This is a genomic window from Franconibacter helveticus LMG 23732 (assembly GCF_000463115.2).
In the GTDB taxonomy this organism is placed as follows: Bacteria; Pseudomonadota; Gammaproteobacteria; order Enterobacterales; family Enterobacteriaceae; genus Franconibacter; species Franconibacter helveticus.
The window spans coordinates 17,021-26,550 of sequence record NZ_AWFX01000014.1; the positions used below are offsets into that span (position 1 = coordinate 17,021).

The following is a 9,530-nucleotide window of genomic DNA, read 5'->3' on the forward strand; positions in this document are numbered from 1 at the left end:
TACCTTACTTCTTCTTAGCCTCTTTGGTACGCACGACTTCGTCGGCGTAACGAACACCCTTGCCTTTGTAAGGCTCAGGACGACGGTAGGCGCGCAGGTCAGCTGCTACCTGGCCGATCAGCTGTTTATCAGCACCTTTCAGTACGATTTCAGTCTGAGACGGACATTCCGCAGTGATCCCAGCAGGCAGCTGATGGTCAACAGGGTGAGAGAAACCCAGAGACAGGTTTACAACATTACCCTTAACCGCTGCACGATAACCTACACCAACCAGCTGCAGCTTCTTAGTGAAGCCTTCGGTAACACCGATAACCATTGAATTCAGCAGAGCACGAGCGGTGCCAGCCTGAGCCCAACCATCCACGAAACCATCACGCGGACCGAAGGTCAGAGCATTATCTGCTTGTTTAACTTCAACAGCATCGTTAAGAGTACGAGTCAGCTCGCCGTTTTTACCTTTGATCGAAATAACCTGACCGTTGAGTTTTACCTCTACGCCGGCAGGAATAACGACCGGTGCTTTAGCAACACGAGACATTTTTTCCTCCGATTAGGCTACGTAGCAGATAATTTCGCCGCCAAGTCCTGCCTGGCGCGCTGCACGATCAGTCATAACACCTTTAGAGGTAGAAACGACAGCAATACCCAGACCACCCATAACTTTCGGCAGCTCATCTTTACGTTTATAGATGCGCAGACCAGGGCGGCTGACACGCTGAATGCTTTCTACCACAGCTTTGCCCTGGAAATACTTAAGAGTCAGTTCCAGTTCTGGCTTGGTGTCGCCTTCAGTTTTGAAATCTTCAATAAAACCTTCTTCCTTCAGCACGTTGGCAATTGCCACTTTCAGCTTGGAGGAAGGCATGGTGACCGCAGCTTTATTCGCGGCCTGACCGTTACGGATACGGGTCAGCATATCCGCGATCGGATCTTGCATGCTCATCTGTCTTTACTCCCGTGATTCAATTGGTGACAATTACCAGCTAGCCTTTTTCAGACCCGGGATTTCACCGCGCATAGCGGCTTCACGGACCTTGATACGGCTCAACCCGAACTTCCGCAGGAAAGCGTGCGGACGACCTGTTTGACGGCAGCGGTTACGCTGACGAGACGGGCTGGAATCACGCGGCAGAGTCTGCAGCTTAAGAACGGCATTCCAACGATCTTCGTCAGAAGCGTTCACATCAGAGATGATCGCTTTCAGTTCAGCGCGTTTCGCGAAGTATTTATCAGCTAAAGCTACGCGTTTTACTTCGCGTGCTTTCATTGATTGCTTAGCCATTTAGTAACCCTACCTTACTTGCGGAACGGGAAGTCAAAGGCAGCCAGCAGAGCACGGCCTTCTTCGTCAGATTTCGCAGTAGTGGTAATGGTAATATCCAAACCACGAACGCGGTCGACTTTATCGTAGTCGATTTCTGGGAAGATGATCTGCTCACGGACACCCATGCTGTAGTTACCACGACCGTCGAAAGACTTCGCAGACAAACCACGGAAGTCACGGATACGCGGTACAGCAATAGTGATCAGACGCTCAAAGAACTCCCACATGCGTTCGCCACGCAGAGTTACTTTACAGCCGATCGGATAGCCCTGACGGATTTTGAAGCCTGCAACAGATTTGCGTGCTTTGGTGATCAACGGTTTTTGACCGGAGATTGCTGCCAGGTCAGCTGCTGCGTTATCCAGCAGTTTCTTGTCAGCGATCGCTTCACCAACACCCATGTTCAGGGTGATCTTCTCGACCCGAGGGACTTGCATGACAGAATTGTAGTTAAACTCAGTCATGAGTTTGCTAACTACTTCGTCTTTGTAGTAATCATGCAGTTTCGCCATCGTACTACTCCAAATTACTTGATAGTTTCGCCATTAGATTTAAAGAAACGGACTTTTTTGCCGTCTTCAAATCTAAAGCCTACACGGTCAGCCTTGCCGGTTGCCGCATTGAAGAGCGCAACGTTGGAAACCTGAATAGCGGCTTCTTTCTCAACGATGCCACCCGCCTGGTTCAGAGCCGGAACCGGCTTCTGGTGTTTCTTGACCAGGTTGATGCCTTCAACAATAACTTTGCCGGAAGACAGAACATTTTTTACTTTACCGCGCTTACCTTTATCTTTACCGGTTAACACGATAACTTCGTCATCACGACGGATTTTCGCTGCCATGATTCGCTCCTTAGAGTACTTCTGGTGCCAGAGAGATGATTTTCATAAACTTCTCAGAACGAAGTTCACGAGTAACCGGCCCAAAAATACGCGTACCGATAGGCTGCTCGCTGTTGTTGTTCAGAAGAACACAAGCATTGCCATCGAAGCGAACGACAGAACCGTCAGGGCGACGAACACCCTTCTTGGTGCGCACCACTACCGCCTTCAGCACATCACCTTTTTTGACCTTACCACGCGGAATTGCTTCTTTGATGGTGATCTTGATGATATCGCCGACGCCTGCGTAGCGACGGTGCGAGCCACCCAGAACCTTGATACACATTACGCGACGCGCGCCGGAGTTGTCGGCGACGTTCAGCATAGTCTGTTCTTGGATCATTTCAGTGCTCCGCTAATGTCAACTACTACTTCGGGACCCGAAATTCAGGTCGTTAAAAAACCCCATAATCGAGGGCGCGGCATTATAACACCACTTACAAGATATGGGTAGAAAAAATAAACGGCTCATCGCTGAGCCGTTTATCTGTTGAGAGCGCTTACTGTATTACAGAACCGCTTTCTCTACAACGCGAACCAGAGTCCAGGACTTAGTCTTGGACAGCGGACGGCATTCGCGGATTTCAACCACGTCCCCGATACCGCATTCGTTGTTCTCGTCATGTACGTGCAGTTTGGTCGTACGCTTGATGAATTTACCGTAGATCGGGTGTTTCACAAAACGCTCGATAGCAACAACAATGGATTTTTCCATTTTGTCGCTAACAACGCGACCTTGCAGAGTACGGATTTTATCGGTCATTACGCACCCGCCTTCTCAGTCAGTAAAGTCTTAACGCGTGCGACATCACGACGCACTTGCTTCAACAGGTGAGTCTGTTGCAGCTGGCCACTTGCAGCCTGCATACGCAGGTTGAACTGCTCGCGCAGTAAATTAAGCAGCTCGGTGTTCAGCTCTTCAACACTCTTCTCACGCAGCTCTTTTGCTTTCATTACATCACCGTCTTAGTTACAAAGGTGGTTTTAATCGGCAGTTTCGCTGCTGCCAGCTTGAATGCTTCACGGGCCAGCTCTTCCGGCACACCGTCCATTTCGTACAGGACTTTACCCGGCTGAATCAAGGCAACCCAATACTCCACGTTACCTTTACCTTTACCCATACGCACTTCGAGCGGCTTTTCGGTGATCGGTTTGTCCGGGAATACACGGATCCAGATCTTACCCTGACGCTTAACTGCACGGGTCATAGCACGACGTGCTGCTTCGATCTGACGTGCAGTCAGACGACCACGGCCAACAGCTTTCAGACCGAAGGTGCCGAAGCTAACATCCGTACCCTGCGCCAGACCACGGTTGCGGCCTTTGTGCACTTTACGGAATTTTGTACGCTTTGGTTGTAACATCAGCGACGCTCCTTATTTACGGCCTTTACGCTGCTGCTTTTTCGGTTGAGCAGCCGGTTTTTCCGGTTGTTCAACAGCAGCCATACCACCCAGGATCTCACCTTTGAAGATCCACACTTTAACGCCGATTACACCGTAAGTGGTGTGCGCTTCGGAGGTGTTGTAGTCAATGTCAGCACGCAGGGTGTGCAGCGGAACACGACCTTCACGGTACCATTCAGTACGTGCGATCTCCGCGCCGCCCAGACGGCCGCTAACTTCAACTTTGATACCTTTAGCGCCCAGACGCATTGCGTTCTGTACAGCACGCTTCATAGCACGACGGAACATAACACGACGTTCCAGCTGAGAAGTGATGCTGTCAGCAACCAGTTTTGCGTCCAGTTCAGGCTTACGAACTTCAGCGATGTTGATCTGAGCAGGAACGCCAGCGATATCCGCTACGACCTTGCGCAGTTTTTCTACGTCTTCGCCTTTCTTACCGATAACGATACCCGGACGAGCAGTGTGAATAGTTACACGAATGCTCTTAGCCGGACGCTCGATAACGATACGAGATACGGACGCTTTAGCCAGTTCCTTAGTCAGGTACTGACGTACTTTAAAGTCGCTGTCCAGGTTGTCAGCGAATTCTTTGGTGTTCGCAAACCAGGTAGAGTTCCATGGTTTTACAATACCCAGGCGAATACCATTAGGATGTACTTTCTGACCCATTGCTAGTCTCCAGAGTCTCAGCGATCGGACACAACCACAGTGATGTGGCTGGTGCGCTTCAGGATGCGATCTGCACGACCTTTCGCACGCGGCATAATGCGCTTCATGCTCGGGCCTTCGTCTACGAAGATTTTCGCGACTTTCAGATCGTCAATGTCAGCGCCATCGTTGTGTTCAGCGTTAGCAATGGCAGATTCCAGAACTTTCTTGACCAGTACAGCAGCTTTCTTGTTGGTGTAGGTCAGAATATCCAGAGCCTGCGACACTTTCTTACCGCGAATCAGGTCAGCAACAAGGCGAACCTTCTGAGCAGAAGAACGAGCATGGCGATGTTGAGCTAAAGTTTCCATCTCTTCCTCCTACCTTATTTCTTCTTCGCTTTTTTATCAGCAGCGTGGCCGCGATAAGTACGAGTCGGTGCGAATTCACCCAGTTTGTGACCGACCATTTCGTCGGAAACAAATACTGGAACGTGCTGACGACCATTATGGACAGCGATGGTCAAACCGATCATGTTTGGAAAGATCGTTGAACGACGGGACCAAGTGCGCAGGGGCTTCTTGTCACCGCTTTCCACCGCTTTCTCTACCTTCTTCAGCAAGTGCAGGTCAATAAAAGGACCTTTCTTGAGAGAACGTGGCATGGCTTATCCTCTAAAATTATTTGCTACGGCGACGTACGATGAATTTATCAGTACGCTTGTTGCTGCGGGTCTTCTTACCTTTGGTCTGTACGCCCCACGGAGTTACCGGGTGCTTACCAAAGTTACGACCTTCACCACCACCATGTGGGTGGTCTACCGGGTTCATCGCAGTACCGCGAACGGTCGGACGAACACCACGCCAGCGAGCAGCACCTGCTTTACCCAGAACGCGCAGCATATGCTCAGCATTGCCAACTTCGCCCAGAGTTGCACGGCACTCGGATTCCACTTTACGCATTTCGCCAGAACGCAGACGCAGGGTGACATAAGCACCATCACGAGCAACGATCTGTACGTACGCACCAGCGGAACGAGCCAGCTGACCGCCTTTGCCTGGTTTCATTTCTACGTTGTGAACAGTAGAACCAACCGGGATGTTACGCATCGGCAGGGTGTTACCGGTTTTAATTGCAGCATCAACGCCAGACTGAATCTGGTCGCCAGCTTTCAGGCCCTTCGGGGCCAGGATGTAACGGCGTTCGCCGTCTTTGTACAGAACCAGCGCGATGTTCGCGGAACGGTTCGGATCGTACTCAAGACGTTCAACAACTGCCGGAATACCATCTTTGTTGCGCTTAAAGTCAACCAGACGGTAAGCCTGTTTGTGGCCACCACCGATGTGACGGGTGGTGATACGGCCATTGTTGTTACGACCACCGCTTTTGCTGTTTTTTTCCAGCAGCGGAGCAAAAGGTTTGCCCTTGTGCAGCTCAGGGTTAACCACTTTAACTACGTGGCGACGACCCGGAGATGTCGGCTTACATTTAACAACTGCCATTGTATTACTCCTCCGACTTACTCAGCGCCGCCGATGAAGTCCAGATTCTGGCCTTCTTTCAGGGTGACGTAAGCTTTTTTCCAGTCGCTACGACGACCGATACGCTGTCCGTGACGTTTAACTTTCCCTTTAACAACCAGGGTGTTAACGACTTCGACTTCGACTTCAAACAGTTTCTGCACAGCAGCTTTGATTTCTGCTTTAGTCGCGTCTTTAGCAACTTTGAGAACGATGGTGTTGGTTTTTTCCATCGCAGTAGACGCTTTTTCAGAAACGTGCGGTGCGCGCAGCACCTTCAGCAGACGTTCTTCACGAATCATGCCAGCATCTCCTCAACTTGCTTAACAGCATCAGCAGTCATTACGACTTTGTCGAAGGCGATCAGGCTAACCGGGTCGATACCTGCAGCATCGCGTACGTCAACCTTGTGCAGGTTGCGCGCAGCCAGGAACAGGTTCTCGTCCAGTTCACCGGTGATGATCAGCACATCTTCCAGAGCCATGTCTTTCAGTTTCTGTGCCAGCAGCTTGGTTTTCGGCGCTTCTACAGAGAACTGTTCGACAACGATCAGACGATCCTGACGTACCAGTTCGGACAGGATGCTTTTCAGCGCGCCGCGGTACATCTTTTTGTTAACTTTTTGACTGTGGTCCTGCGGACGCGCAGCGAAGGTTACGCCACCAGAACGCCAGATCGGGCTCTTGATGGAACCGGAACGCGCACGGCCAGTACCTTTCTGGCGCCACGGTTTTTTACCGGAGCCAGTCACTTCAGCACGGGTCTTCTGAGCACGAGTACCCTGACGAGCACCAGCTGCGTAAGCAACTACAACCTGGTGTACCAGCGCTTCGTTGAAATCACGACCGAAGGTAGTTTCGGAAACAGTCAGCGCGCTCTGCGCGTCTTTCAGTACTAATTCCATTGCTATCTCCTCACGCCTTCACAGCTGGTTTAACGATCAGGTCGCTACCGGTTGCACCCGGGACAGCACCTTTAACCAGCAGCAGGTTGCGCTCAGCGTCAACACGTACTACGTCCAGGCTCTGAACGGTTACACGCTCGTTACCCAGCTGACCTGCCATTTTCTTGCCTTTGAACACTTTGCCCGGAGTCTGGTTCTGACCGATAGAACCCGGAACGCGGTGAGACAAGGAGTTACCGTGGGTAGCGTCCTGGGTACGGAAGTTCCAGCGCTTAACGGTACCTGCGAAACCTTTACCTTTAGAGGTGCCAGTTACGTCTACTTTTTTAACTTCAGCAAACAGCTCAACGCTAATGCTCTGACCTACGGTGTATTCTTCGCCATCAGCGAGACGGAATTCCCACAGACCACGGCCAGCTTCTACGCCAGCTTTAGCGAAGTGACCCGCTTCCGGCTTGGTTACGCGGTTAGCTTTTTTAGCACCGGTGGTAACCTGTACAGCGCGGTAGCCGTCGTTAGCCAGGTCTTTAACCTGAGTAACGCGGTTTGCTTCAACTTCGATAACGGTTACTGGGATAGAAACGCCTTCTTCAGTGAAGATGCGGGTCATACCCACTTTTTTACCGACTAAACCAATCATTGTTTCAACCTCTCAATCGCTCAATGACCTGATTAACCCAGGCTGATCTGCACGTCTACACCGGCAGCCAGATCCAGACGCATCAGAGCATCAACGGTTTTCTCGGTTGGCTCAACGATGTCAACCAGACGCTTGTGAGTGCGGATTTCGTACTGATCGCGCGCGTCTTTGTTAACGTGCGGAGAGATCAGAACGGTAAAGCGCTCTTTGCGGGTCGGCAGCGGGATCGGACCACGGACTTGCGCACCAGTGCGCTTAGCAGTCTCGACGATTTCCGCAGTTGATTGATCGATCAGGCGATGATCAAACGCTTTCAGGCGGATACGGATTCTTTGGTTCTGCATGAGACCAGAGCTCCAATTATTTTATAGACGAAAATGATTACTCCTCGCACCCATTACGATTGATGGGGGAGTGTAACCGTTCTTGCGTAGTTCCCCGATTGGGAACATTGTTGGCAACAAAAAACGTTACCAGGGTTCAGATTGAACCGGCCGTCATTAATGACAGGCCCGCGCATTATACGTAAATCTCACACAGGCGCAAGTAGTGATTACAAAATAAGCGCACGTGAACTTGCTCCAGACTCTCTGCAACGTCGTAAGGCTTACAGAAAAAAATCAGGCACTGTTTCCCGCTTTTACTGTTTCGATGTTTGTAATTTTTGTAGTGCTCCTACTATGTGCGTATTACAAAGCGAGGCACTACAATGACGACGCTTCTTTTTATTACCTTTTATCATTCACTTAGTATTCGCCTGGCCTGGATTGACTTCAAAACAGGTCTTTTGCCGGATCGGTTTACCTGCCCTCTTCTCTGGGGAGGAGTAATTTACTACCTGGTCCACAACGATGATTTTCTTAGCGCGAGCGTAACCGGAGCAGTGACAGGTTATTTTTGCTTTTGGACTGTTTATTGGGCGTTCAGGCTTTGGAAAGGCTATGAAGGGCTAGGCTTTGGCGATGTAAAACTGCTCGCGGCGCTCGGGGCCTGGCATGGCTGGGAATCGCTTTCGACCATTGTCTTTCTTGCTGCAACCGGAGGTCTCATAACACTCCTGGTTGCTTCGATGATTTCTGGAAGACGAAAAATAGTAAAAACCCCACAGCCTTTTGGACCCTTTCTGGTCGCTGCGGGGTTTGCTGTCAGTTGCGGAACTTTTTATGCGCCGGCAGAGCAAGTCATTACGACTCTTCTTTAATCTGAGACTGGATATAATTCTGCAAACCAATTTTGTTGATAAGGTCTAACTCGGTCTCAAGCCAGTCAATATGGTGTTCTTCATCCGCAAGGATTTTGATCATCATGTCACGGCTAACATAGTCATGGATGCTGTCAGCATAAGCGATGGCTTCCCTCAAGTCTTTTGCGCCCTCCATTTCGAGCGCAAGGTCTGAGCGAAGCATTTCTTCTACATCTTCACCGATGTGAAGCTTACCCAAATCCTGAAGATTTGGGATACCTTCCAGAAACAAAATCCTCTCGATGTACTGATCGGCATGTTTCATTTCATCTATCGATTCGTGGTATTCAACATCGTTGAGGCGCATTAGCCCCCAGTTTTTAAACATTCTCGCATGGAGAAAGTACTGATTGATTGCGACAAGCTCATTTCCCAATAATTTATTGAGATAAGTTATTATCTTAATATCACCTTTCATTTTCTTCCCTCCGCTTCCACTACTTGAAGCGTAGATGCGCTGCGGAGTAAGTCAAAAAAAAGCTCAAACTTCAGGCAATCTCTTTGTATTCCGGGATCTGTATCAGTTCTTCCTGCATTATTTCACGTGCTGCGCGTACGCATTTTCCGCACTGATTACCAACGGGAATAAATTTTCGAAGCTGTTGAAAAGATTGAGGGTGAAACTGGCGTACCGCCTCGCGAATTTTTTTATCACTTACACCGTTACACAAGCAAACGTACATGATGGCTCCCGTTCAATTTATGCGCAAAGTGTAAATGAGAATAGTTATGATTACAATAGCACGAGGGAAGCTGCCTGACAGGGTAATTTAAGATAAGTGCGAATAAATGTGACCAGTGAGCAGTCTGTATAAAGACGGCAGGTACAATCACTGGGCAATAAAAAAGGGCGCCGAAGCGCCCTCTTCTGTTCCGGAGAATTAACCCAGAACTTTAGCAACCACGCCCGCGCCAACGGTACGGCCGCCTTCGCGGATTGCGAAACGCAGACCGTCGTCCAT

At 50.0% G+C, this 9,530-nt stretch carries 21 protein-coding genes; 1 reads left to right on the forward strand and 20 read right to left on the reverse strand.

What is annotated here, in order from left to right:
- Positions 1-4: 4 nt before the first annotated feature.
- The 17 genes from rplF to rpsJ form a co-directional block, all read right to left on the reverse strand.
- Complete coding sequence (rplF, locus tag DW56_RS22095; RefSeq protein WP_024551599.1) at positions 5-538, reverse strand: 50S ribosomal protein L6; 534 nt, start codon at positions 536-538, stop codon at positions 5-7.
- A 12-nt stretch (positions 539-550) separates the two neighbouring features.
- The gene (gene rpsH / locus DW56_RS22100) at positions 551-943 is read right to left on the reverse strand and encodes a 30S ribosomal protein S8 (RefSeq protein ID WP_024551598.1); all 393 of its coding nucleotides are present in this window, start codon (positions 941-943) and stop codon (positions 551-553) included.
- A 33-nt stretch (positions 944-976) separates the two neighbouring features.
- Positions 977-1,282 carry a 30S ribosomal protein S14 gene (gene rpsN / locus DW56_RS22105; protein ID WP_024551597.1) on the reverse strand — a complete coding sequence of 102 codons (306 nt, stop codon included), beginning with the start codon at positions 1,280-1,282 and terminating at the stop codon, positions 977-979.
- A gap of 14 nt (positions 1,283-1,296) precedes the next feature.
- The gene (gene rplE / locus DW56_RS05580) at positions 1,297-1,836 is read right to left on the reverse strand and encodes a 50S ribosomal protein L5 (RefSeq protein ID WP_024551596.1); all 540 of its coding nucleotides are present in this window, start codon (positions 1,834-1,836) and stop codon (positions 1,297-1,299) included.
- 14 nt (positions 1,837-1,850) lie between these two features.
- Positions 1,851-2,165 (reverse strand): 50S ribosomal protein L24, encoded by a 315-nt coding sequence (gene rplX / locus DW56_RS05585; protein ID WP_024551595.1) that lies wholly within the window; start codon positions 2,163-2,165, stop codon positions 1,851-1,853.
- A 10-nt stretch (positions 2,166-2,175) separates the two neighbouring features.
- Positions 2,176-2,547 (reverse strand): 50S ribosomal protein L14, encoded by a 372-nt coding sequence (rplN, locus tag DW56_RS05590; protein ID WP_004388611.1) that lies wholly within the window; start codon positions 2,545-2,547, stop codon positions 2,176-2,178.
- Positions 2,548-2,712: 165 nt separating this feature from the next.
- The gene (rpsQ, locus tag DW56_RS05595; protein WP_000130100.1) at positions 2,713-2,967 is read right to left on the reverse strand and encodes a 30S ribosomal protein S17; all 255 of its coding nucleotides are present in this window, start codon (positions 2,965-2,967) and stop codon (positions 2,713-2,715) included.
- The gene (gene rpmC / locus DW56_RS05600; RefSeq protein WP_004388609.1) at positions 2,967-3,158 is read right to left on the reverse strand and encodes a 50S ribosomal protein L29; all 192 of its coding nucleotides are present in this window, start codon (positions 3,156-3,158) and stop codon (positions 2,967-2,969) included. Before rpmC ends, rpsQ begins: the two co-directional genes overlap by 1 nt.
- On the reverse strand, positions 3,158-3,568 hold the full coding sequence (gene rplP, locus DW56_RS22110; RefSeq protein ID WP_002438716.1) for a 50S ribosomal protein L16: 411 nt from the start codon (positions 3,566-3,568) through the stop codon (positions 3,158-3,160). The genes rpmC and rplP overlap by 1 nt, the downstream gene beginning before the upstream one ends.
- Positions 3,569-3,580: 12 nt before the next feature.
- Positions 3,581-4,282, reverse strand: a complete 702-nt coding sequence (rpsC, locus tag DW56_RS22115; protein WP_000529945.1) for a 30S ribosomal protein S3 — start codon at positions 4,280-4,282, stop codon at positions 3,581-3,583.
- 17 nt (positions 4,283-4,299) lie between these two features.
- Positions 4,300-4,632, reverse strand: a complete 333-nt coding sequence (rplV, locus tag DW56_RS05615) for a 50S ribosomal protein L22 (protein ID WP_002919773.1) — start codon at positions 4,630-4,632, stop codon at positions 4,300-4,302.
- A gap of 14 nt (positions 4,633-4,646) precedes the next feature.
- Positions 4,647-4,925: a 30S ribosomal protein S19 gene (gene rpsS, locus DW56_RS05620; protein WP_001138115.1), complete on the reverse strand. Its 279-nt coding sequence runs from the start codon at positions 4,923-4,925 to the stop codon at positions 4,647-4,649.
- Positions 4,926-4,941: 16 nt separating this feature from the next.
- Positions 4,942-5,763 (reverse strand): 50S ribosomal protein L2, encoded by an 822-nt coding sequence (gene rplB, locus DW56_RS05625; RefSeq protein ID WP_024551594.1) that lies wholly within the window; start codon positions 5,761-5,763, stop codon positions 4,942-4,944.
- A 17-nt stretch (positions 5,764-5,780) separates the two neighbouring features.
- Entirely contained in the window at positions 5,781-6,083 is a 303-nt protein-coding gene (rplW, locus tag DW56_RS05630; protein WP_004388606.1) for a 50S ribosomal protein L23, read from the reverse strand.
- A complete protein-coding gene (gene rplD, locus DW56_RS05635; protein ID WP_024551593.1) occupies positions 6,080-6,685 on the reverse strand; it encodes a 50S ribosomal protein L4 in 606 nt (201 codons plus the stop codon). The genes rplW and rplD overlap by 4 nt, the downstream gene beginning before the upstream one ends.
- Before the next feature lie 10 nt (positions 6,686-6,695).
- Complete coding sequence (gene rplC / locus DW56_RS05640) at positions 6,696-7,325, reverse strand: 50S ribosomal protein L3 (protein ID WP_007681261.1); 630 nt, start codon at positions 7,323-7,325, stop codon at positions 6,696-6,698.
- Between the two features lie 32 nt (positions 7,326-7,357).
- Positions 7,358-7,669, reverse strand: a complete 312-nt coding sequence (rpsJ, locus tag DW56_RS05645) for a 30S ribosomal protein S10 (RefSeq protein WP_001181005.1) — start codon at positions 7,667-7,669, stop codon at positions 7,358-7,360.
- A gap of 365 nt (positions 7,670-8,034) precedes the next feature.
- Between rpsJ and DW56_RS05650 the strand changes: the two genes are divergently transcribed.
- The gene (locus DW56_RS05650; RefSeq protein ID WP_024551592.1) at positions 8,035-8,526 is read left to right on the forward strand and encodes a prepilin peptidase; all 492 of its coding nucleotides are present in this window, start codon (positions 8,035-8,037) and stop codon (positions 8,524-8,526) included.
- On the opposite strand, the gene bfr is transcribed toward DW56_RS05650, so the two are convergent.
- The 3 genes from bfr to DW56_RS21345 form a co-directional block, all read right to left on the reverse strand.
- Complete coding sequence (gene bfr / locus DW56_RS05655; protein ID WP_024551591.1) at positions 8,510-8,986, reverse strand: bacterioferritin; 477 nt, start codon at positions 8,984-8,986, stop codon at positions 8,510-8,512. The two genes, DW56_RS05650 and bfr, sit on opposite strands and share 17 nt — an antisense overlap.
- Positions 8,987-9,056: 70 nt before the next feature.
- On the reverse strand, positions 9,057-9,251 hold the full coding sequence (gene bfd, locus DW56_RS21335; RefSeq protein ID WP_029590164.1) for a bacterioferritin-associated ferredoxin: 195 nt from the start codon (positions 9,249-9,251) through the stop codon (positions 9,057-9,059).
- Between the two features lie 198 nt (positions 9,252-9,449).
- The coding region (locus tag DW56_RS21345; RefSeq protein WP_000340867.1) for an EF-Tu C-terminal domain-related protein at positions 9,450-9,530 on the reverse strand (81 nt) is incomplete at its 5' end.

Coding starts and splice junctions, on each gene's coding strand:
- rplF (WP_024551599.1), bottom strand. CDS start 538: ATGTCTCGTGTTGCTAAAGCACCGGTCGTTATTCCTGCCGGCGTAGAG.
- rpsH (WP_024551598.1), bottom strand. CDS start 943: ATGAGCATGCAAGATCCGATCGCGGATATGCTGACCCGTATCCGTAAC.
- rpsN (WP_024551597.1), bottom strand. CDS start 1,282: ATGGCTAAGCAATCAATGAAAGCACGCGAAGTAAAACGCGTAGCTTTA.
- rplE (WP_024551596.1), bottom strand. CDS start 1,836: ATGGCGAAACTGCATGATTACTACAAAGACGAAGTAGTTAGCAAACTC.
- rplX (WP_024551595.1), bottom strand. CDS start 2,165: ATGGCAGCGAAAATCCGTCGTGATGACGAAGTTATCGTGTTAACCGGT.
- rplN (WP_004388611.1), bottom strand. CDS start 2,547: ATGATCCAAGAACAGACTATGCTGAACGTCGCCGACAACTCCGGCGCG.
- rpsQ (WP_000130100.1), bottom strand. CDS start 2,967: ATGACCGATAAAATCCGTACTCTGCAAGGTCGCGTTGTTAGCGACAAA.
- rpmC (WP_004388609.1), bottom strand. CDS start 3,158: ATGAAAGCAAAAGAGCTGCGTGAGAAGAGTGTTGAAGAGCTGAACACC.
- rplP (WP_002438716.1), bottom strand. CDS start 3,568: ATGTTACAACCAAAGCGTACAAAATTCCGTAAAGTGCACAAAGGCCGC.
- rpsC (WP_000529945.1), bottom strand. CDS start 4,282: ATGGGTCAGAAAGTACATCCTAATGGTATTCGCCTGGGTATTGTAAAA.
- rplV (WP_002919773.1), bottom strand. CDS start 4,632: ATGGAAACTTTAGCTCAACATCGCCATGCTCGTTCTTCTGCTCAGAAG.
- rpsS (WP_001138115.1), bottom strand. CDS start 4,925: ATGCCACGTTCTCTCAAGAAAGGTCCTTTTATTGACCTGCACTTGCTG.
- rplB (WP_024551594.1), bottom strand. CDS start 5,763: ATGGCAGTTGTTAAATGTAAGCCGACATCTCCGGGTCGTCGCCACGTA.
- rplW (WP_004388606.1), bottom strand. CDS start 6,083: ATGATTCGTGAAGAACGTCTGCTGAAGGTGCTGCGCGCACCGCACGTT.
- rplD (WP_024551593.1), bottom strand. CDS start 6,685: ATGGAATTAGTACTGAAAGACGCGCAGAGCGCGCTGACTGTTTCCGAA.
- rplC (WP_007681261.1), bottom strand. CDS start 7,325: ATGATTGGTTTAGTCGGTAAAAAAGTGGGTATGACCCGCATCTTCACT.
- rpsJ (WP_001181005.1), bottom strand. CDS start 7,669: ATGCAGAACCAAAGAATCCGTATCCGCCTGAAAGCGTTTGATCATCGC.
- DW56_RS05650 (WP_024551592.1), top strand. CDS start 8,035: ATGACGACGCTTCTTTTTATTACCTTTTATCATTCACTTAGTATTCGC.
- bfr (WP_024551591.1), bottom strand. CDS start 8,986: ATGAAAGGTGATATTAAGATAATAACTTATCTCAATAAATTATTGGGA.
- bfd (WP_029590164.1), bottom strand. CDS start 9,251: ATGTACGTTTGCTTGTGTAACGGTGTAAGTGATAAAAAAATTCGCGAG.